Here is a 20,541-nt window from a genome sequence, read left to right as displayed (position 1 = left end):
AGGGCGATCTGATAAGAGTGTGTTTCTGGTTCATCGTAGCCACTGAGGAGTGGATAATGAGAAAGACAACCAACAGCCCAGGCGAGAAGGTCGTCAAAAACATCAAACGGGCAACTCGCAAACAGTATTCTTCTGAGGAAAGCAGGTCGAACGCCTGTGGCGATGTGAAGGGCTCAAAGTGCCCCTGAAACAGCCAAAGAAAGGACGGCTCTGGCTGAAGGATGGTTCCTGTGTTCGGCTGAGGCCTGAATACCGCAACCATGTCTGGAGCTATGACTTCGTTCATCATCGGACCGATGATGGGAAAGCGTTCCGGACGCTCAACATCCTGGATGAACACAGACGGGAGTGCCTCGCGATCCGAGTGAAGAGGAGGCTGAACTCGACCGAGGGTATCGACGCGCTGACCGACTTGTTCATTCTGCGCGGTGTCCCTGCCTACATCCGGTCAGACAACGGCCCAGAAGTTCATCGCTCAGGCCGTTCGAGATTGGATCTCAGCAGTCCGTGCCAAGACCGCCTACATCGAGCCCGGCTCGCCCTGGGAGAACCGGTATTGTGAAAGCTTCAATGCAAGGCTTCGGGATGAACTGCTGAACGGAGAGGTCTTCTACTCGCTAAGGGAGGCGCAAATCCTGATCGAACAATGGAGGAAACACTACAACACCAAACGACAACATAGGGCCCGGGGCTAGCTCCACAGACCCAGCGTTCCGCTGCCTCAGCATGTGCTTTCCTGGCAGCTCAGCATTACGAGACCTGAGGTGGAACCAGTAGTCGTCCAGTTGATCAGCAGCTTTTCTCGCTCTCGCTTCCGCTACTTTTGCTGACCGTGTGCGCAGAGAATATGCAATCCGAGGTGACAAATAATGAGGAACAAGCTCTTTTGGGATGCGACGGCTAAAGTAGAACACTCCGTCTTTTACGAAGGCGAACGTGGGTGAAATGGTCTCCGACAAGGTCTACGGCTCCAAGCAGTTGTTAAAAGCTAGAGCGAAACCAACGTGTTAGCTGAGGTGATGGTGCCGGGGGCGGCGTCGCGTTTAGAGCCTAAAATATTGAAGTGTGTAGATATAATTATTATGTTTTTTCTGAGTGCCCCCAATTATGCCCCCAACTTCGAATTGTGATACGAGTTCCACGCCCTATTGAGCGTAAAGATAGGTTTGAATTTCGGTAAACGCCCGCCGGATCTTTGGAATATCCTCGAGGACACGCTTTGCTCCATTTGTCCCGCCGTATTTCACTTTTAGAAAACCGCTAATCTTCGGCAACGCCAACTCTTCAACGCCGTGCACTTCATAAGCGTTCAACACAGCTTCGAGAAACAGTTTCATCTCGCCTTCAAAGCCCACAAGACTTTTGGCGCGCGCAGCTTCTGCCCGCTCCGATCTGAGTTGCGGTGCCAATGTGAACCGGACATAAGCCAGCACGTCGAACACATCGCTATTAGGGGCATCAATCAGACGCTTCATATCTTCAAGACGTCCGCTGTCATATCCTCTATCCGCTAAGACCTTGAGGAACTGAACCCGTGTTTCTGGGTTACTCCAGATTTCTCGAAGTTCATCTTCACCGGTGACAAGCTCACCCAAGTCTCCGAAAAGCTGTTCCATGAACTCTTCGCCAGAGATCATCCTGCCGTCATGCGAGTAATAGGTGGTTGTTGCAATATACCGGATCCGCCGCTCTTTACCGTCTGCCAGTTTAACTAGGATTTTAGCCTCTGGTTCTGGTGGCGTCGGGGGAGGACCGTCGGGACCGAGTTGATCATCTGGCTTTGGTGGCCGTGGGGTCGGGATGTCTGGCGGCTCCGGCGGGCCATCCCATTCGGGATCATTGAAGTGTTCATATGCCTTCACAAAATCATAGACTGTGAAGAAGTCTTTGCCTTCGAAGGTCCGTGTGCCGCGCCCGACGATTTGCTTGAACTCCACCATCGACTTGATAGGGCGCATCAATACGATATTCCGCACGTTGCGGGCATCTACACCGGTGGACAGCTTCTGCGATGTCGTCAGGATCGTCGGAATGCTGCGCTCATTGTCCTGAAATTCACGCAGGTGTTGTTCACCCAATGCGCCGTCATTTGCGGTCACGCGCTCGCAGTAGTGCGGATCGTCAATGTCTTTGATCTGGTTTATATAGTCGCGCACCGCCGCCGCATGGTTCTGGGTCGCGCAGAACACCAGCGTCTTCTGGAGCGGGTTGATCTGGTCCATGAACTCGTGAATGCGGCTTTGCTCGCGTTCTGGAATGACGATTTGTCTGACGTCAGCGCTTATGGATCCAAATAGGGTTATTTGCTAAGGGAGTGTTTGTTGCTCATCGTAACCACCGAGGAGTGGACGATGAGAAAGACAGCGAAGAGCCCTGGCGAGAAGATCGTCAAAGATATTAAACGTGCAACGCGCAAGCACTATTCATCTGAAGAGAAGATCAGGATCGTGTTGGATGGTCTGCGTGGTGAAAACAGCATTGCTGAGCTGTGCCGCCGTGAAGGGATATCGCAGGGCATCTACTACAAATGGTCGAAAGACTTCATGGAGGCCGGAAAGAAGCGGCTAGCTGGGGATACAGCACGCGCTGCGAACACTGATGAGGTCAAGGAACTGCGCCGCGAAGCCAAGGAGCTCAAAGAGGTGGTGGCAGAACAAACGCTCGAACTGCGTCTTCTCAAAAAAAGCATGCTCGGGCCCTCTCAGTGAATGCAAGACATTCACCTGCCGGGTAATAGATGGGGGCGACCACGAATGAGGTACCCCGCATCTGAGAAGCTTGAGATCATCCGGCTGGTCGAGGGGTCGCATCTGTCGGCCCGTCTGACATTAGCCAAGCTCGGCATTCCGCGCACCACGTTCTATCGCTGGTACGGCCGGTATCTTCAACGCGGTGAGGCTGGTCTGCAGGACCAATCGCCCAAGCCAAAGCATGTCTGGAACCGCGTGCCTGACGACGTGAAGCGCAAGGTTGTCGACTTCGCCTTGAAAGAGACAGAGCTGTCACCGCGCGAACTGGCAGTGACGTTCACGGATCAAGAGCGCTACTTTGTGTCAGAATCCACTGTCTATCGCGTGCTCAAAGCGCATGATCTGATCACCAGCCCAGCCTTCATCGTCATGAAAGCCGCCAGCGAGTTCAAAGACAAAACCACGGCCATCAATCAGCTTTGGCAGACCGACTTCACCTACATCAAGGTCCTTGGTTGGGGCTGGTTCTATCTCAGTACGGTTCTGGACGACTACAGTCGCTACATCGTCTCCTGGAAACTCTGCACGAACATGCGGGCCGAAGACGTGACCGATACACTGGACCTCGCGTTGCAAGCGTCTGGCTGTGATCAGGTCCATGTCGTTCACAAGCCACGTCTGCTCAGCGATAACGGATCAAGCTACGTCTCCGGGGATCTGGCGGAATGGTTGAAAGACAAAGGCATGAAGCACTCGCGCGGAGCCCCCTATCATCCGCAAACCCAAGGCAAGATCGAGCGGTGGCATCAAACCCTGAAGAACCGCATCTTGCTGGAAAACTACTTCCTGCCAGGTGACCTCGAAGCGCAAATCGAAGCCTTCGTCGATCATTACAATCATCAGCGATATCACGAGAGCATCAACAACGTCACACCTGCTGACGTCTACTTCGGGCGTGACAAAGCCATTCTAAAACAACGCGAAAAGATCAAACGAAAGACACTCGAAGCGCGACGCTTGCATCACCGCCAGCACGCCGCATAATCAAACCAACCAGATGAGCCAAACTCTCTCTTAGCTTAGGCCGCCTTTGGTGCCAAAAACCCTGACGACGGACAATCTATTTTGCGCCCAGTACTCAAAGTCAGCAGCATATTCTGGGTGTCCAAACCCACCTGCGAACCAAGGCGGGCAAGCCTTGTTGAGCTTTCCAATCTCATCTCTTGCAAATGAACGCCACTCGCTTCTAACATCATTGGGATCGTCAAAGTTGGAGTGAGCGAGGATCAAGAAGTCCGTGTTTGAAAAGCTTGAAAGTTTTTCGCCACACAACCCCACAACTTCACTTCTGTATAATTCGTACTCTTCGAAGACTTTGGGGTCATAAGGGCCTACGTAGTTTTGCAGATTTGGTTGACTCCAGTCCAAGTGCCTTCCCAGCTTTTCTTCCATCAGTGCTTTGAAAGCAGCAGGATTCCTTGCTTGTTCGCTTTGCGCCATGTGATTCCATCGTTGGTGTCAGTGCTAACAATCTGACCGCATCTCAACCAACTGACCAGCCCACCAACTCGCCAATCGAACACGTTCCTCCCAATGCTCCCCCCTTGCATAAACTCGGCGAACTTCATTCTTTTCGACGTGTGCCAATGCCCGTTCAATTGCGTCCGGATTCCAGAGGCCGCTTTCGTTGGCTAATGTGGAAAAACTGGCGCGAAAACCGTGAGCCGTCATTTCGTCACTTGAATAACCCATCCTGCGAAGTGCTGCGTTTAATGTGTTTTCGGACATTGGGCGCTGATAAGAACGTAGACTAGGGAACAGATAGCGGCCATTGCCAGTAATCCGCCGCAAATCATCCAAAAGCTTCATTGCTTGCTCTGGCAAAGGCACATTATGAGGACGCCGCATTTTCATTCGTTCAGCAGAGATTGACCAAATCGCTGCATTGAAGTCGATTTCTGACCATTCCGCATAGCGCAATTCGCCCGGTCGCTGAGCAAGAATAGCCTGTAGCTGAAGAGCAATACGGGTTGTTTCTTGCCCGTCGAACCCATCTATGGCCCTCAGCAATCCGCCCAAGGCAACTGGGTCTATGATCGCCGCGCGAGGTGTGGGAGTTGGCCTAATCAAAGCATCGCGTAGAGCGTGCGCAGGATCAGATTCAGCTATTCCGCTGGCAACAGCGAACCGGAAAACGGCGCTAATCTTGGCGCGCAACCTTTGGGCAGTTTCATAATTGCCTTTTGCCTCAATCTTTCGAAGGCACCCGAGGATCATTGGCGCGGTAATTTCAGCAATAGCGAAATTGCCAAGATCGGCTTTTGCCAATCCTAACAACCAACTGTTTTTTGTCTGAGTAGCTGGCCCTCGTCCCTCAGCTTGCCCCTTAGCTAGAAAGGCATCTGCCAAACGTTCAAACGTGTTTTCACCAGACGCCCGTTTCCCGCGCTTTTCATCCTGTTTGGCTTTGCCCGGGTCAATGCCCTTTGCCAACAGTATCTTGGCTTCGTCTCGCTTGGTACGCGCATCGGCCAAGGAAACATCCGGGTAAGCCCCGAAAGACAAACGCTTCTCTCGACGATCAAACCGATACTTCAATCTCCAAAGCCTCGCCCCAGTAGGGCGCACTTCAACATAAAGGCCCCCAAAGTCAGCCGTTTTATAGGGCTTTTCCTTTGCTTTCAGGTTCTTAATCCTAGCATCTGTCAACGGCATTGGGGGCATCCTCAAATCATCTGCACTCGCGGTGCCCCCATATGTGCCCCCAATTTGGGAGCATTCTGTCGGACCAAGTTAGACGTGATCAAACAACAGGAAGCGCCAAAGCCCTAAAAACAAGAGCCTTATCATATGTAGGCGGGCATTATCAGATGTTAAGATGGTGCCCGGGGGCGGAATCGAACCACCGACACGAGGATTTTCAGTCCACTGCTCTACCCCTGAGCTACCCGGGCACGGGAGACCAAAAAATTGGCTGGGTCTCGGCGTTCTAGGAGTTTGCTGCTTGGCTGTCCAGCACATATTTTCCCAAAATTGCTCGTGCAGTTCTTTAACGTTATTTTTGGAAATTTGGCACGCCAAATTGGAAGCAATAAATATCTTAAGCACAGCGACGGAGAGTATTTCCACCAATCTGCTGGTCTCATATGACTAGGGTCAGTCGTAATTGTGCATTTCTGACTTCCTAACAAAGCCTTAAGCTGCAACTGAAGCCACCGTTTAAAGCCGCAAGGCCATCAAAGATCATGCACCCAACGCGTATCGCGATTCCATCGTCCGGTGCGGCGGTTGCTTATGGGTAGTCGCGTTCAATGTAGCATGACTGATGAGGTCGCGCTTTGTCGTTGATCTGCCAGCCAGCATCTCTCAACAGAACCGCGATCCGGCGGTACCCGTATCGACCATATTGGCGCGTCAGCTCGATCATGTCAGACACCAGACGATCTTCATCGGCGCGGCCAACGGGCACCCGCCTCTGTGTGGAGCGAGGCTGCCCCAGGACACGACAAGCACGACGCTCCGAGATGTGGAGCTGACTCCGCACATGGTCAATGCAGGCACGGCGACGTGAAGAGCTCAGTCGTTTCCCCGTGCGGCCTACGACAGGACCAGCTTGTCCAGCGTCAGGTCCGATACCGCTCGCCGCAGCCGATCATTCTCCTTCTGAAGCCGCTTTAGCTCTTTCAGTTGGTCGGTTCCCATCCCACCATACTGCTTGCCCGCTATCGGTAACTTTATGTCGACAGAGGCCAAACAGATGTGGAATTGGGCAGTCTCGGCGCGGAAATAAAACTTGGATCGGCGATATGCGTTTTGTCTTGTCAAACAAGGCGTGTTTTGTTTTTTTAATATCTACCGCATCAGTGTTTACGGTCACAAAGTGTGCACCGAAACACAACGCTAAGCGAGAAGCGATCTAACCCTACCGCGATGACGAAGTAGTGACTGGCAACATCAATCTCGGAAGGCGTTTGGCTTGGCTAGGGCGCATCGCCGCACGTTTGAAACACAAATACCTCATTTGCAGAGTGTGCTCGTTTCTGGCTGCTTAAGTTGATTTGATATTTCCGAAAATGTGCGATCCGCGAGAAGCCAACTCAAGGTAAAATTGATGTCACGGCTCTTGATTTCCGAGACCTGAGTTGAAAACGCATTTTGCCAGGCGTCGCAAAACCGTCGGGCTGACAGTGACCGCCGAGATTTCGATGACGCAGTAAAGGCCGTTAAAGGAGCTGCCAATGTGCCTTCCATCTGACGGTCGGGCAAAATGTCGCCATCTTGATTGCCTAGCAATTGGCTGCAGCTTTTTGGGCGTGTGGTATTGGCGCTCTTTTCGTTCCCTTCGCAAGAGACGTCTTCGACTTCGAACGAGATCACATCGATTTTGTAAGCACTTGCAGCGTTAGGCTCAGACCGGATTGTGGCGATAATATCGCTCAGTATTTCAAGGCCTGAGTTGTCAAAGTAACGACCATCAACGAGTTGATGGGTTTGTCGGTTTTGGAAGATGCGCGCCGGTGGGCTGACGACAGGAAACCGTGCAGAGATCGTTGCAGCATTGACCACGGTCAGGTTCCTATTTTTCGGACTTGACCCGAGAGTGTCTTGAACCAAAACACGCGTCGGTCGTGTATCGTTCGGACCAAAACTGGCCTTCGGTGACGCAATGACCCGTGCACCAGTATGCACATCAGTTGTATTCAGAAACAGCATTGGTGCCCCGTCGTCCGGCTGCCAGCTTTGCTCTAACCCGCTTGCCAGTACCTTCGGGCCGATCTTTGTCGGCCCCTCGTCTTAGCGCTTATTTAAAAAATAGGCAACACGCTTCGGCATGTCGCTCAAGGGTGCGTTCCATATGATAGGCAGTATACAGTCCTCCGCCGTGTGCTGCGACCACGCGCACGGGGCCGGGATTGTTTTCAGACCATTGCGCGAAGGCCGCAGCTACGGTGTCGGTCTCTCTGTCCTCGACTAGAAGTTCGGCGCCCCGCAGGATGTTGCAGCCTACGAGCGTTTGGCAGTCTGGCGCCACCCACTTGGTGATTATCAAAAACAGCCCGACTGTAGCAACAGCGCAAGCAGTTATGGCATTGCGAGCCATATCGACGGATCGTGAGAGCGACATAAATGATTGCGAAGCCACCGAAGAACCATGGGGCAATCGGGCTGGAAGCGGCCATGCCTGCGCCCGCCAACACTAGAATGAGGGGACATCGAAATAAACTTGCCTTGACCGACAGTTTGGTCAGGGTCGCAGTCAAGAGCGAAAGTAAGCAAATGAACGCAACCGTGATTGCAAGAGAACCGACGTGATCAGCTAAGACCGGTTGGAAAAGAGAAATGAATATGACTACGAGGGGAAAGATGGCTGCGCATATTCCGATGAGATAAAGAAGTATTTTCGACAGTTTGCCTATCGCTCGCAGCGGTGCCTCCGGACCCCAACACCATAGGACGGTGGAAAGGAACAACATGACAAGGCAAAGTCCATTGCTAAAAGCGTAGAGTATATTCGCCAAATCGCCGGTGAGAAACTGCCCGATATATTTCAATCCGAAGTCGATTTCCGGCCGAACAATACCGTCGGTTTCTGACCTCTGCGCAGCACGATAGGCGCCGACCGCCGCACCGAGCAAAGGGATTTGAACGACGGCAAAAAATATAAAATCGTCCACAGCCGTCGCCTGAGGTGTTCTAGGCTCGCCCCCTGTATAGCGCGCTTAGAGAGCGATCATGAGTGCGCAGTATAAAAAGAACGGAAGCAGTGTGAGCAACGCAACGCTGTATAATGCATGAAAGTAGGCGCTTGCGTCTTCCGCTAGTTTTTTTAGGGTAGTCGGGTCATTGGTATATTCGTTTGCGCCAAACTGAATCTTCTCACTCATTGACAAAGAATCGAAGAGTTCCATGACTGTTCGCGCAGATAAAAAATTACTAGCTAAAACAGCAAATATTTCTTGTGTCGCATCATCGAATGCGAGGAAATAGGCAAACGCAAGAAAGGTGGGACAATAGCAAAACTCAAGAGCGTCCACGAGAGCGCGACGGAGTTGCGCTTCATGCGATGTGTTAGCGGTCTCGCTGTCGCGCACGTCTGACCCTATCCAAGCTCATACAAACAAGCCTGCAGCAAGAAATACAATAAAATAACGTATCTTTGGGCATCGGTTGCTTTATGAGTGTAGCAGTCAACCTGTCACTTTGCAGCATCGCGCACTTTGGGCTGATTGTGTTGAAAAACACCGAATTTTAGATATCGAATTTTTCCTGAAATCGCCCGTTATAACGAAAAGTCAGACGAGATCGTTCGTGACGCGCAGTGAGCAGGCACTTGATCGGCAGAAGCTCAATTTGGCCGAACCCCTCCCAGCCCCGAGCTGACATTTGAATTGCGGCGCGTTTGGCCGGTCAAGCGGACAGAGTTGCCGTTCTTGCGTCGTGGTGATGCCAACCAGATCAGCGCGTGGTAGCTATCAGAAATGGATACACCAGCCTCAGCCAAGCAGGAATCTAGACCTTATGCCCTTACGGTCGCAGGTGTTCTATTTGCATCCATCTGTTTTGGCTTTACACGGATTTGTGGCCGTGGGCTGACCGATCAAGGCCTCCCTCCCTATGCGGTCGCTTTTTATCGCTACATATTAGAAGCGGTTATCCTCTTATCGGCAATCCTGAAGTATCGTTCAAATTGGCAGTGAAACGTCTGGGGGATGGTTGCAGTAGCCGCAATGGGAGGTGGCTGGGTTCAGCTATGGCACTGCTCTTGAGACAGTTCCTGCATCGACGGTCGGCGTCCTCTATTTGACTTATCGGGTGTTCACGATTGTTATCGCACTGACGCTTTTTGGCGACCGACCGACGCGGCGCAGTCTTGTTGCAGCAGGATTGATTGTTGTTGCGGCGATAATTGCAGGATCTCCGGCAATTGTACCTCCAAACCAAATTTCAACGCTACTCATCTCGTTGGCGGCACCTTTTAGTTTTGGCATATGTGTTCTCGTACACCGCTTGTCGCGCATTGCCCCTTTGGCCAGAATTGCATCGGTCTCGCTAAGGTCGGTCATTGGCCTTGCGACCGCGCTTAGCCAGCAAGTGTGGTCACAGGGTGCGTTATCTTTTCGATAGTTGTTTATAATCAATAGGCTGAAATCTGTTCGGGGGGGTATTTTTTTTATTCCCGTACACCCCACTCCGGACTTGGCAAGCTTTGCTCACATCGTAACAAACGAGGTCGAGCAAAAATGGACTATCCCAATTTGCCTAAGACAGGCTTTGTTCGCCTGTCCCAAATTCTAGGCCCATGCGGCCCAATGCCGATGCTTAATCCGTGAGAAACCAATGCAACAAAAGCATTCCGAGACTCCTCTCAACCCTCCTGTACTGCTTTTTTATGGTATGGTTTAGAGGCAGTAGCCACTTGTGTGTTCCCTCAACGGGGTAGGGGGGCACCGGTTGGCCACCGCGCGAAGACTGGGATCATATTGATGAAACTGCGATCCGAGGTTGTCTTGAAATACTTTTTAAGCCGCAGTTTCAATTCCGAGGCCCGTTCCGGTGCATACACGTCGTTAACGAGAAACTGGTTGAACGCAAGATGCAAGTCGAGCCCCAGTCGCCGTACGGCATTTGACGCATCAGCAATGTCCTTTGCAGGAAAAAGAATGGCATAGGGCTGAGACATGATGGAACTTGTGTGCAACTCGATACCGTCGTCATTACCGTCCTTCTTGGCTTTGATAAGGATGCTTTCCAGTATTGGCCGGTCAGCCACATAGACATCAATTTCCCGGGCGGCGCGACGGTCTGCGAAGGGGATGTCTGTTGTTAACTTCTGCTCTTCAACGGCGAGCTTGGTGCCTAGGTTATCGCCTGTTTGTGGTTTGGCGATTAAGACAGCGGTTTGATTGGATCCTAGAACGTTTTTGTTATCGGTTGATTGCTGCAAATTCGCTTTTAAGTCTCTATCAACGACAGCCCCGCTCGGCATTCCGCCCGAAGACGCGTCAACATCGATAGACGCGAGAAGTTCTTCTGTTTCAGTGTCCTGTCCCGAATCTGGCGTAAGGCTGGCAACAAATTGTTGCGCCCCCGAACAGATCCAGGCAAAGCTCAGCCATGACTGGACGGGTTGGCTTTTGTAGACGCAGTATTCCGACTTGGAGATTTCCAGCGGGTCGTCAGTCTCCTGCAACGCAGGTGGCGTACCACTTTCTGCGCTTGCAGTTTCTTCCTCAGAGATAGCGTTGCGACAGCCTGAGGTATCTTCGTTCGGTGTACAGAGCATTTCCGCCACATCCATGTGACTGTCGAAGGCGACCGGGGCATCCTGGCCAATTGCTTCAAGCGCAGTTCGCACAGCGGCATGTTGTGATGCAGCATCAGGGTTCTTGCTATCATCGGACGTGGTATCTGCCAGCACGCCGATACGCAGAGGAAGCTGTTCCCTAACTTTCATGTCAACGCTGCTTTTGTTGAACAGAAATGAACTGGTGGACAAAAACGTCATAAGCGACGAACGAAACCTGCTTTGAACTTGCAGCGTTGCGGTCGTGGCGCCGCACAGCAGATCAATCTCGCCCGAGGCCAAGGCTTCGAAACGGTTGGGCGCTGTACCATTATTGTGCGTCGCCACCTCGACAAAACAATACGTGACTTGCTGGCTGCTGCGTGTCTTGAGCGCACCGAGAAAGTCTCGGCACAGGTCGACCGAATAGCCGCGATAGGTGACTTCGAGATCGGGCTCTATGCCCTCTGTCGCACAGAGGCGTGCGTCGTAGGCGTTAGGTGACGTGAATTCCGACGAAAAGGGTGCAGCGTCGGCGCGTACACCGATGCGGATTATTACAGGCTGCTCAGTTTCAGTCTTTGCTGTCGGCGGCAACATACAAAGAAAAATCGTGATGGCCGCCAAACAGCAACATTGGCGCAAAATGGAAAATTCTGGTAGCATCGCCACAAATACCTTCATCTATGAGTTGTAAGATGCACTATTTTGCGGCCATTGTCATGTCTTTGCTCTGCCTTCTGGGATGGTGGATTGATCTGGACTTTTCACTGCGGTCTGATTTTTACCCAGAATCCGAGCATGTATTTCTGGTCTTTGTCGCGCTTGCGATCATCTACTGGTTGTATAGCGCTCGATTTGCGGATTGGTCGAAATACAACCACCTGCCGGTTGGCTTTCCCGATGGCCCGACAAGCCAGTTTACGACGCGTGTGCGATATCACCTGTTTGTCCTTGCCTATGCGTCGCTTGGCGTAGCGACACTTTTTATTGTGTACGGGACACCGCAAGGCGCGCTGGGACTTCTCTGTGCTGTGCCTGAGCTAAGCTTGCCGGTTTGCAAAGAGGGGTTCGAAAACGTCGGGCGGTGGAGTCTGTCATCACTTTCGTTGGGTTTGGCGGTGGCAATTGCGCTGCTTGGTGTCCCCTTGATCGAGGAACGCTGGCGCTCTGCGCTTCAGCGGTCGGCTGATATTCCTTCACGCGCCACCAACCTTTTCATGATGTTGCTCCAGAAGTTCGAGGTTTTCGCGCCCAGCAAAGAGATCGTGGACGCCTTTCTTGAGCATTACAATGACGGGAAAGGGCCGCCACTCTTTCGTGGCGACATCTATACCAAGCGCGACGAAGGCTATTTGGAAACTTATCCCCGCATTGCAATCATTCTCTATCGCTTGTCCCGTTTCGACGCGGAGAAACGTCGAATGTTCGATTATGCACGCTTTTCCAGCGGCCTCGACAAACTCTACGAACAGTTTCACTCGATCCGCAGCGATATCGCCGGCCTGCATCAGACTTTGGACAAGACACTCGGGAAACGCTTTGCCGGAGACTTCAGCAGCTTTCACTATACGCAACCCGCAAACGAGGATGCTGACGCTGATCAGTACAACTCAAATTCCAAGATTGATGCTGCCCGGTTGCGTGAGCAATTTGGAGAAGACTTCGGAGATCGCTCCCGCGGAGAATATGCGATCACGCGCATTGATAACATCCTGCACAATGTGAAGAACGTTGACGAGGGCTTCTCGGACAGCGACGAAGAGTTACGGCGGTTTATGTTGGGCAGGTTGAAGGAGATCAGCGCCCGGAGTACTGACCTCTATTATGATGTGCTGAAGATCATCGTTCTGATGTCCTTGCGATCCACCGCCTCGCCAAGAGTGCTTCTTGAATACCTCGGTTTTCGACTTGAACGGGGGGAAACGGATCAGACAGAAATCGCGCCTTGGCTGGTGATTATCTCCTTTGCGTTGTCTTTTCTGATCACGGGTATTTTCTATTTTGTCAGCCCCTCTTCGGTGTGGATCGTATTCGTTTTTTCGCTCTGTATGTTGAGCGCCTGTTTTCTCAGCGGTTTCGTCGTGGCGAACATGATTCTTGGCGCAACGCTTTCAAGCCGCCGAAATCAGACGCCAAAACTCACGATATCGGACAACGTCATGTTGTTTGTCTTTCCGTTGATATCGACGCTTTTCTCACTCGTGATCTTGCAGAAGTTCTATCCGAATGAGGCCATGGCAGCTCTTTGGTACGCGCCTGTCGCTGCGTGCTATGGTACATATGTCGCGTCGACGGTCGTGAAAGAAGCGAAGTTTCGTGACAAGATGGTAAAGCAGACCGAACATGTCAGTCTGCCTGACCGGCCAAAAACGCCACGGGAGCACGTACGTGAAACCAATGACAGATTGGCGCCGTTGCGAAACGACGGTATCGTGTATTGCAAGGACCACTTCAGAAGGCTGGCGACTGTGTCGTGCGTTTTCGCAACCTTAGCTATGTTGGCCAGTAGTACGCCAATGCCTGATCCCTTTCTGATAACGCTCGCCATCGCGGCGTTCCTGGTGCCTGCCACCCTCGTTGGTCTCATCTGGCTTCTTGATCGCGACAGAATCCGCAGAAGCTATGACGAGGAAGACCGACACGAACAGCGACACATCAAACTATGGCTTCAAGATGCAATGTTTCTTGTCTTGGTGTCTCCCGTGGTACTGTTGCACATTCTGAAACGTGTTGTCCTCCCGGCGCGCAGAGCCCGAAGAGACAAAGCGCCGGCCGAATAACCACGTAATGGCGCGTGCGAAAGCCAGGCACGGTGCGGCAAAGATTTCAGTCGGTGAAAATCCCAGGATTGTCCGGGCTACTTTGCTCTTGCGTGGGCATCAGAGCGAGCGCTGGGGCTTGGGCCTTTCTGACGCTTAACGACGCTCAGATCAACGCTCGGGAACAACTTGTGGCAGAGCGCCGACAGCGTATCCTGTGCGAAAGAGACCGACGGGTCGGTATCAACCAAACTGGCAATGTCCTGTCGCAGTTGCGTTCCCAGGCTTTCCATGCGCTGTTTCAAAGTTATGACATCGTCTGCGTCAGCCAGTTTTTTTCGAATAGTTTGGGGCAGCCTGACATCATGAAGCACAACGGGCGTTACCCAGGGAACATAACCAGACCCACCACCATGCGGCGTCCGCTGCGCTGTACCAGTTACGATCAGTATCCTACCGTGCGGTTCGAGGATTCGAACCTGTGGGTGCCCAACCGTCGTGACGTTCAACAGGCCACGCATTTCCGCGACAAATTGCGTCGCTCCGGCTTCGGGTGCGTGCCAGACAAACCCCTCTTGAGTCGTATCATATAAGGTGCCTTCGTTTCCTGCGTGCACGGGCATAGACAGGAATTGTGTCCTGCGGCTGTAGGGATCATGGCGGATGACAATCAGATCGGTTTCGATCTGGTGGCCGTCATTGCAGGAAAAAGAATGCTGAAGGAAACTTCCTGTGCTCAACTGACGCGGGGGGTCGTTGGCAGGAACATCAAAAGCCGGTTTGCGCGTTCCGAAGCCTGTTGCGTATGTCGAAAAGTCGTCATCCAGCGCTTTTGACAGTAAGGTAACCACCGACATGTGCACCGGTTGGCCCGAAAAAACAGCCTCAAGATCATTTACAGTTATGCCGATGCGCCGTGCAAAGTCGCCGCGTTTTTGGCGCGTTTCATGCAAATGCGTTGCGAGATCATCGCCGATCCGCCGCCAGTCAAGGTCTCGGGTCATGCACACACCTCAAAACGGGTGCAGTTGTTTAAAATCAGCATTTCAAAAGGACTTTTTACATCTAATAGTTGTATATTACCACGAAATGCCAGTTTCTTAAAGCTTGTTGTGATTGGCAGCATCGAACGCGTGAATGATATTATCCGTGTCGGACGCGCACCTGAGTAGAAATTGTTCGTTGGTCAACTGTGATGAAAGCGGGGTGCGAGGTACAAAGCTATCCCAACCTGATGCATAATCTGCGAAGAGCACCAGAACGTCTTTGGGGTGCCTCATATCTTTTAAATTCAGTTTCTTGGAGGGTCATAGGAAGTTTAAAATACGCGGTAACCCGCCACAACGCATCGCGAAGCTGTGCACCGCACGCGCGCGCAACTCATCCGGACCACCCGTCCCAGTGCTCTTCTTTGCCACACCCCAATTTCCTGACCACTGCAGGGCTTCCGGCAAGAACAGCAGGTTTAAAAGTCAGAAATGCTCGTGGCTCCATTTGATCGCGCGTGAAGTGAGCTTCTTAAAATGCTCGATTAGCGGAAAGTCTTCGCTGTGTTGGTGGGAGCTTAATGGGAAGCATGCGCTGGACAATGTAAGCTCAGAGCCGGCTCAGAATTGGCCCCTCTGATCCGTCTAAAGGGTGAATACCATGTCTTTCACGCGGTGCGATGCTTTGGGGGGCGGGTGTTGACATACGCCGAAGAACGTCACCTGAGCCTCACCATTCACGCCAAGTTTGTCTGATCCAGCCGTTAAACAGCTAAATTTGCACTGGAAATTTTCAATCACGCCAGTCTTTCGGGTTACAAATCTAACAGCCATCATCTACCTCTGAACGTCAAGAAATCAGTGCTTTAGTCCTGCCATCAGTTGCTGGAATTTCTCGCCTTGTACAGTGACATGAGAGCGTAGAGTGTCTGCTGCAAGTCTGGCGTCACCTGCTTTCAGCGCATCTATTATTGCTTCATGTTCGGCAAGAGACTGTGCCATGCGGCCTCTAAAGCGCAGTTGAACTCTGCGGTAAGGCTTCAACCTGTTTTGCAACCGAAGAGCTTGATTTTGTAGATAAGAGTTCGTCGCGCCGCGATAGATTTCCTTGTGAAAAGCTTCGTTTTCCGAGTAGTAACCCGCCGCATCTTCTCGTTCGACTGCGTCCTTGCATCTCGCATTAGCATCGGCCAAGCGGTCCAGCCCTTCATCCGTCATTCTAGCCGCAGCGAAACGACCGCAAGCAGCTTCGAGTTCTGCCATGGTCTCGAACATTTCAAGCAACTCAACCGGGCCAGGCTGGCGAACAAAGACCCCACGGCGGGGAATTTGTTCTGCCATTCCAGACATTACGAGCCTTTGCAACGCCTCCCGGATAGGCGTGCGCGATACGCTGAAATGCTCGGCAAGTTTGATCTCGTCAAGCCGTTGACCGTCCTTGTACTCTCCTTGGAATACAAGCTGTTCCAACGTCTCGGCGATCTGGTCTGCGCGCTTCAATTCCATACAGATACGATACTATGTAACGCTGAAAGAACGCAAGAATTAAAATATTGTATACAAGAATGTTGACTGCGGATGCAGAATAAGTAATGATTACCCATTGCCGCACCTGAAGAGAGTCGGCTTACATACGGGAGGAAACTATGAAACCGGGATTTCTAACAACAGTGGCCATGGTCGCGGCAATGGGCATTGCATCCGTCGCGAGTGCGACTGAGCTTCGTTTGTCTCACCAATGGTCAAACAAAGATATCCGTCACCAGGTGGCACAAATGGTTGCTGACGGCGTCGCAGAAGCGGATGTCGATCTTGACATCAAGATTTTCGGATCGAAATCGCTGTTCAAACCCCGCGAGCAATATCGCCCCCTGAGCCGAGGCTTGCTGGATATGACCGTTTTGCCGCTGAGCTATGCTGGTGGTCAACAACCGGCTTTCAATCTGACACTGATGCCTGGTCTGGTCAAAAACCACGACCACGCCGCGCGTCTGAGCGCGTCCCCATTCATGGAGGCACTGGAAGCAAAGCTGGCTGATGATGATGTGATGGTTCTGGTACACGGCTACCTTGCTGGCGGCTTTGTCGGAAAAGACAAATGCATCACCAAACCTTCCGACGTAGCCGGATTGCAGACCCGTGCGGCTGGTAAATCCTTTGAACAAATGCTCGCTGGTGCCGATGCATCGATCACGTCGATGGCATCCTCGGAAATCTATTCCGCTTTGCAGACGGGTATTTTGAATGCTGCAAATACCTCTTCCTCTTCTTTCGTGTCGTACCGCATTTATGAACAGGCTGCATGTTACACGCCGGCATCTGACGTCGCGCTGTGGTTCATGTATCAGCCTCTGCTTATGAACAAGTCGACTTTTGAGGGGCTGACCTCAGAACAGCAAACGGCTCTGATGGCGGCAGCTGAAAAAGCGGAAGCATTCTATCTCGAAGAGGCCAAGAAGCAAGATGCAGCCTCGGTAGAAGTCTTTGAAAAAGCCGGTGTCGAAATTGCAGAAATGACAGCAACAGACTTTGAAGCATGGCGCGCACTTGCGCAGGAAACTTCGTACAAGTCGTTTGTGGCGGAAGTGCCCGACGGTCAGGCGCTACTGGATATGGCTCTCGCGGTCGAATAAGCGTTCGGGGCGGCTGTCACTCTGACCGCCGTCCCAAAATCCCAATTCATTCTAAGTGTTGGAAGGATAGCTGACATGGCTGGCCAAAGCTCAGCCGTGGCATCACGCACGGGTAACAACCTTTTCCTGCGTGTCGTCGCGGTACTTTCTACAATCGCTGGATGGTGTTCCGCAGCCATGATCGTTGCTGCAGTTGCCATCACTTGTCAGATGATTTTCGTACGCTTCGTACTTAACGCGTCGACGGTCTGGCAAACTGAGGCGGTGGTATATCTCGCAATTGCTTCTACCCTTGTCGGCCTTCCTTATGTCCAGCGGCTTCGCGGTCACGTCAACGTCGATTTGATCCCTTTGTCGCTGCCCCGCAAAGCCAGGTATTTTTTGTGTCTTTTAACACTGTCGCTTTCGATTGCGATGGTCGCAGTGCTGTTCTTTTACGGGTATGAGCATTGGCATCTGACCTATGAGCGCAACTGGAAATCCGACACCGTCTGGGGCGTTCGCCTGTGGATTCCCTACCTTGCCCTGCCGATTGGTTTTGGCCTCTTGCTGCTGCAGCTTATTGCGGATCTGGTCGCCGTCATCTTGAAAATCGATAAGCCCTTTGGCTTGGAGGATGTATAATGGATCCGCTTTTGCTGGGCGGCATCGTCGCCGTATCTACCATCCTTGTCCTTTTTTCCGGGGTATCTGTCGCCATCGGTCTGATGATTGTTTCGACAGGCTTCCTGATTATTTTTGATGGGATGCGATCGCTCGAACTGCTGCCAGAAATCCTATTCGGAAAGCTCGACAACTTCGCTCTTCTTGCCATCCCGATGTTCATCATAATGGGCTCGTCTATCGCCTCCACACGCGCAGGCGCCGACCTCTATGAAGCGCTTGAACGTTGGCTGACGCGGGTCCCGGGTGGCCTGGTTATTTCGAACCTTGGCGCCTGCGCATTGTTCGCAGCCATGTCGGGTTCCAGTCCCGCCACTTGTGCGGCCATTGGCAAGATGGGTATCCCCGAAATGCGAAAACGAGGATATCCCGACGGTGTTGCCGCAGGCTCGATCGCTGCTGGCGGAACACTTGGTATCTTGATCCCTCCGTCCGTCACGATGATTGTTTACGGGATCGCCACCGAGACTTCGATTGGACGTTTGTTCCTCGCGGGTGTTCTGCCGGGCTTGATGCTGGTTTTGCTTTTTATGATCTGGTCGCTCTATTCGACATGGCAGTCGGGTGACAAAAAATTGCTGAATGCAGGGAACTACACCTGGAAAGAAAAATTCGAAATTCTTCCCCGTGTTCTGCCCTTTCTCTTCATCATCGTTGGCGTGCTCTACGCGATGTATGGCGGTGTTGCCACGCCATCTGAAACAGCGGCCGTTGGCGCATTGCTTTGTCTTTTGATCGCTATGATCATCTACAAGCTCTGGAATCCAAAAGACCTGTGGATAGTCCTGCGTGACAGTACCAAGGAAAGCGTGATGATCCTCTTCATCATCGCGGCGGCTGGTGTCTTCTCTTATATGCTGTCGAGCCTGTTCATCACGCAGGCGATTGCGGAGTGGATCGGGACCCTGGAGGTGAACCGCTGGGTTTTGATGGGCTTCGTGATGCTGTTCCTTCTTATAGCGGGTTTCTTCTTGCCGCCAGTTGCCGTGATCTTGATGGCTGCGCCAATTCTGCTGCCCATCATTACGACAGCTGGCTTCGATCCGATCTGGTTCGCGGTTGTTCTGACCATCAATATGGAGATTGGATTGATATCCCCACCTGTTGGGCTGAACCTCTATGTGATCAACGGGATTGCGCCAGACATCTCGCTCAAGACCATCCTGAAAGGATCACTGCCGTTTGTTGCCTGCATGGTGATCGCCATCATCCTGCTGTGCTTTTTCCCGGGCATTGCAACATGGTTGCCTGACTTCGTAATGGGAGAAGCGGTGTGAGCTACTTCGGCGAATTGATTTCAACAGTTTTTGAACGGCGCTATCAGAAAGCGCTTTCAAACGAGGTCGATGGAAGGACGACAGAAGACCTCTGCGAAGCCTTGCTCAGCAGCCAGGGAGAGGTGTCCGGGGTTACCCTTGCTCGCAATATCCTGGATCGTTACGCGGGCATGACGGAAGAAGAAAAGACGGCATTCTTTCAGTTCATGACCCATGAGCTGGAAATTGATCCCGTTGATGTCATCAGTTCGCTGCAAGCTTACAAAGCTAAACCGGGCAAAGGTAGCTATCGTGCCTTTGCCGCTGCTTGTGAACCGCGGCGTCAGGAACTCGCAAGACGCTTGAATCAGGTGCCCGGTGCGACTGGGCAACTTGTTCAGATGCGAAAGGACCTACTTGGCATGATCAGGGAGCATCCGGATCTTGAACCGCTCGATGTGGATTTTCGGCATTTGTTTGCGTCTTGGTTCAACCGGGGTTTTCTGGTCCTGCGCCCGATCGACTGGGCGAGCCCGGCGGACATTCTGGAAAAGATCATCGCCTACGAAGCTGTGCATGAAATCGACAGTTGGGATGATTTGCGGCGAAGATTGAAACCAAATGACCGCCGCTGCTTCGGGTTTTTCCACCCATCAATGGCGGATGAGCCGCTGATTTTTGTTGAAGTCGCTCTGACAAAAGGCGTGCCAAATTCTGTGCAGGACTTGCTCGCTGATGGCCGCGAAGCGATTGAGGCCGAAGACGCAGACACTGCTGTTTTCTATTCTATTTCGAACTGTCAAGCCGGGCTTGCAAGCATCTCCTTTGGCAACTCACTCATAAAGCAGGTGGTCGCTGATCTTGCCAAGGACTTGCCAAGTCTTTCGACCTTTGTGACGCTTTCCCCGATTCCAAACCTGAACAAGTGGATTGGCGAGACTGACCTCGAAGTTTTGAAAAGTAATGATCACCAGTCCCTGGCCGCCCATTATCTGCTGGAAGCCAAGCGCTCGGACGGTATGCCGTTCGATCCTGTCGCAAGGTTCCACCTGGGCAACGGCGCCATGGTTCACGCCGTTCATGCCAATGCGGACACCTCCAGGAACGGGCGCAAACAGTCAAACGGAACGATGGTCAACTACCTCTATGATCTGTCCCAAATATCGCAAAATCACGAACAGTTCGTCGGCGAAAAAACTGTAGTCGCTTCTGCTGCCGTCAGAGCGCTGAGTGGATCGGTGACACACAAGAGCCTAGGAGATTGATA

Annotated in this window: 14 protein-coding genes, 1 tRNA gene and 3 pseudogenes; 8 read left to right on the top strand and 10 right to left on the bottom strand. The window is 52.2% G+C overall.

From position 1 onward, the window contains the following. The first annotated feature begins 139 nt into the window (after nucleotides 1-139). Nucleotides 140-695: pseudogene (locus tag R8G34_07850) on the top strand (integrase core domain-containing protein). On the opposite strand, the gene R8G34_07845 reads toward R8G34_07850, so the two are convergent. Beyond that, complete coding sequence (locus R8G34_07845) at nucleotides 618-914, bottom strand: DUF6538 domain-containing protein (protein MDW3222785.1); 297 nt, start codon at nucleotides 912-914, stop codon at nucleotides 618-620. The pseudogene R8G34_07850 and the gene R8G34_07845 sit on opposite strands and share 78 nt — an antisense overlap. Before the next feature lie 231 nt (nucleotides 915-1,145). Next, a complete protein-coding gene (locus tag R8G34_07840; GenBank protein ID MDW3222784.1) occupies nucleotides 1,146-2,222 on the bottom strand; it encodes a type I restriction-modification enzyme R subunit C-terminal domain-containing protein in 1,077 nt (358 codons plus the stop codon). Between the two features lie 129 nt (nucleotides 2,223-2,351). On the opposite strand from R8G34_07840, the pseudogene R8G34_07835 reads away from it, so the two are divergent. Then, nucleotides 2,352-3,734, top strand: a pseudogene (locus tag R8G34_07835) (IS3 family transposase). A gap of 30 nt (nucleotides 3,735-3,764) precedes the next feature. On the opposite strand, the gene R8G34_07830 reads toward R8G34_07835, so the two are convergent. The 5 genes and pseudogenes from R8G34_07830 to R8G34_07810 all read right to left on the bottom strand — a co-directional run bounded on the left by R8G34_07830 (nucleotide 3,765) and on the right by R8G34_07810 (nucleotide 8,782). Beyond that, entirely contained in the window at nucleotides 3,765-4,190 is a 426-nt protein-coding gene (locus tag R8G34_07830) for a hypothetical protein (protein MDW3222783.1), read from the bottom strand. Between the two features lie 24 nt (nucleotides 4,191-4,214). Then, a complete protein-coding gene (locus tag R8G34_07825; protein MDW3222782.1) occupies nucleotides 4,215-5,405 on the bottom strand; it encodes an integrase arm-type DNA-binding domain-containing protein in 1,191 nt (396 codons plus the stop codon). 164 nt (nucleotides 5,406-5,569) lie between these two features. Next, nucleotides 5,570-5,644: transfer RNA gene (locus R8G34_07820), tRNA-Phe, on the bottom strand. A 383-nt stretch (nucleotides 5,645-6,027) separates the two neighbouring features. Beyond that, nucleotides 6,028-6,407, bottom strand: a pseudogene (locus R8G34_07815) (IS3 family transposase). 2,003 nt (nucleotides 6,408-8,410) lie between these two features. Continuing rightward, nucleotides 8,411-8,782, bottom strand: a complete 372-nt coding sequence (locus R8G34_07810) for a hypothetical protein (GenBank protein MDW3222781.1) — start codon at nucleotides 8,780-8,782, stop codon at nucleotides 8,411-8,413. A 643-nt stretch (nucleotides 8,783-9,425) separates the two neighbouring features. Here R8G34_07810 and R8G34_07805 point away from each other — a divergent pair. Continuing rightward, complete coding sequence (locus tag R8G34_07805; protein ID MDW3222780.1) at nucleotides 9,426-9,815, top strand: EamA family transporter; 390 nt, start codon at nucleotides 9,426-9,428, stop codon at nucleotides 9,813-9,815. 304 nt (nucleotides 9,816-10,119) lie between these two features. On the opposite strand, the gene R8G34_07800 is transcribed toward R8G34_07805, so the two are convergent. After that, the gene (locus R8G34_07800) at nucleotides 10,120-11,574 is read right to left on the bottom strand and encodes a transporter substrate-binding domain-containing protein (GenBank protein ID MDW3222779.1); all 1,455 of its coding nucleotides are present in this window, start codon (nucleotides 11,572-11,574) and stop codon (nucleotides 10,120-10,122) included. A gap of 98 nt (nucleotides 11,575-11,672) precedes the next feature. On the opposite strand from R8G34_07800, the gene R8G34_07795 reads away from it, so the two are divergent. Next, nucleotides 11,673-13,757, top strand: a complete 2,085-nt coding sequence (locus R8G34_07795) for a hypothetical protein (GenBank protein MDW3222778.1) — start codon at nucleotides 11,673-11,675, stop codon at nucleotides 13,755-13,757. Between the two features lie 77 nt (nucleotides 13,758-13,834). Here R8G34_07795 and R8G34_07790 read toward each other — a convergent pair whose 3' ends face one another. Both R8G34_07790 and R8G34_07785 read right to left on the bottom strand, forming a co-directional pair. Continuing rightward, nucleotides 13,835-14,740: a hypothetical protein gene (locus tag R8G34_07790; protein ID MDW3222777.1), complete on the bottom strand. Its 906-nt coding sequence runs from the start codon at nucleotides 14,738-14,740 to the stop codon at nucleotides 13,835-13,837. An 840-nt stretch (nucleotides 14,741-15,580) separates the two neighbouring features. Next, nucleotides 15,581-16,228 (bottom strand): GntR family transcriptional regulator, encoded by a 648-nt coding sequence (locus R8G34_07785; protein MDW3222776.1) that lies wholly within the window; start codon nucleotides 16,226-16,228, stop codon nucleotides 15,581-15,583. A 140-nt stretch (nucleotides 16,229-16,368) separates the two neighbouring features. On the opposite strand from R8G34_07785, the gene dctP reads away from it, so the two are divergent. The 4 genes from dctP to R8G34_07765 all read left to right on the top strand — a co-directional run bounded on the left by dctP (nucleotide 16,369) and on the right by R8G34_07765 (nucleotide 20,539). Beyond that, a complete protein-coding gene (gene dctP, locus R8G34_07780) occupies nucleotides 16,369-17,355 on the top strand; it encodes a TRAP transporter substrate-binding protein DctP (protein MDW3222775.1) in 987 nt (328 codons plus the stop codon). A gap of 75 nt (nucleotides 17,356-17,430) precedes the next feature. After that, the gene (locus tag R8G34_07775) at nucleotides 17,431-17,979 is read left to right on the top strand and encodes a TRAP transporter small permease (protein MDW3222774.1); all 549 of its coding nucleotides are present in this window, start codon (nucleotides 17,431-17,433) and stop codon (nucleotides 17,977-17,979) included. Next, nucleotides 17,979-19,295, top strand: coding sequence for a TRAP transporter large permease (locus R8G34_07770; protein MDW3222773.1), 1,317 nt, complete (start codon nucleotides 17,979-17,981; stop codon nucleotides 19,293-19,295). The genes R8G34_07775 and R8G34_07770 overlap by 1 nt, the downstream gene beginning before the upstream one ends. Beyond that, nucleotides 19,292-20,539, top strand: coding sequence for a malonyl-CoA decarboxylase (locus R8G34_07765; protein MDW3222772.1), 1,248 nt, complete (start codon nucleotides 19,292-19,294; stop codon nucleotides 20,537-20,539). The genes R8G34_07770 and R8G34_07765 overlap by 4 nt, the downstream gene beginning before the upstream one ends. The last annotated feature ends 2 nt before the right edge of the window (nucleotides 20,540-20,541 follow it).

Source organism: Paracoccaceae bacterium (assembly GCA_033344815.1).
In the GTDB taxonomy this organism is placed as follows: domain Bacteria; phylum Pseudomonadota; class Alphaproteobacteria; order Rhodobacterales; family Rhodobacteraceae; genus Roseobacter.
The sequence above is the reverse complement of the archived record's forward strand: the minus strand, read 5'-3'. Positions and strand labels throughout refer to the sequence as shown.

Bases quoted from the DNA above. Each gene is read 5' to 3' on its own strand.
- R8G34_07840 (MDW3222784.1), bottom strand. From the start codon at position 2,222: ATGGACCAGATCAACCCGCTCCAGAAGACGCTGGTGTTCTGCGCGACC.
- R8G34_07830 (MDW3222783.1), bottom strand. From the start codon at position 4,190: ATGGCGCAAAGCGAACAAGCAAGGAATCCTGCTGCTTTCAAAGCACTG.
- R8G34_07825 (MDW3222782.1), bottom strand. From the start codon at position 5,405: ATGCCGTTGACAGATGCTAGGATTAAGAACCTGAAAGCAAAGGAAAAG.
- R8G34_07800 (MDW3222779.1), bottom strand. From the start codon at position 11,574: ATGTTGCCGCCGACAGCAAAGACTGAAACTGAGCAGCCTGTAATAATC.
- R8G34_07795 (MDW3222778.1), top strand. From the start codon at position 11,673: ATGCACTATTTTGCGGCCATTGTCATGTCTTTGCTCTGCCTTCTGGGA.
- R8G34_07790 (MDW3222777.1), bottom strand. From the start codon at position 14,740: ATGACCCGAGACCTTGACTGGCGGCGGATCGGCGATGATCTCGCAACG.
- R8G34_07785 (MDW3222776.1), bottom strand. From the start codon at position 16,228: ATGGAATTGAAGCGCGCAGACCAGATCGCCGAGACGTTGGAACAGCTT.
- dctP (MDW3222775.1), top strand. From the start codon at position 16,369: ATGAAACCGGGATTTCTAACAACAGTGGCCATGGTCGCGGCAATGGGC.
- R8G34_07775 (MDW3222774.1), top strand. From the start codon at position 17,431: ATGGCTGGCCAAAGCTCAGCCGTGGCATCACGCACGGGTAACAACCTT.
- R8G34_07770 (MDW3222773.1), top strand. From the start codon at position 17,979: ATGGATCCGCTTTTGCTGGGCGGCATCGTCGCCGTATCTACCATCCTT.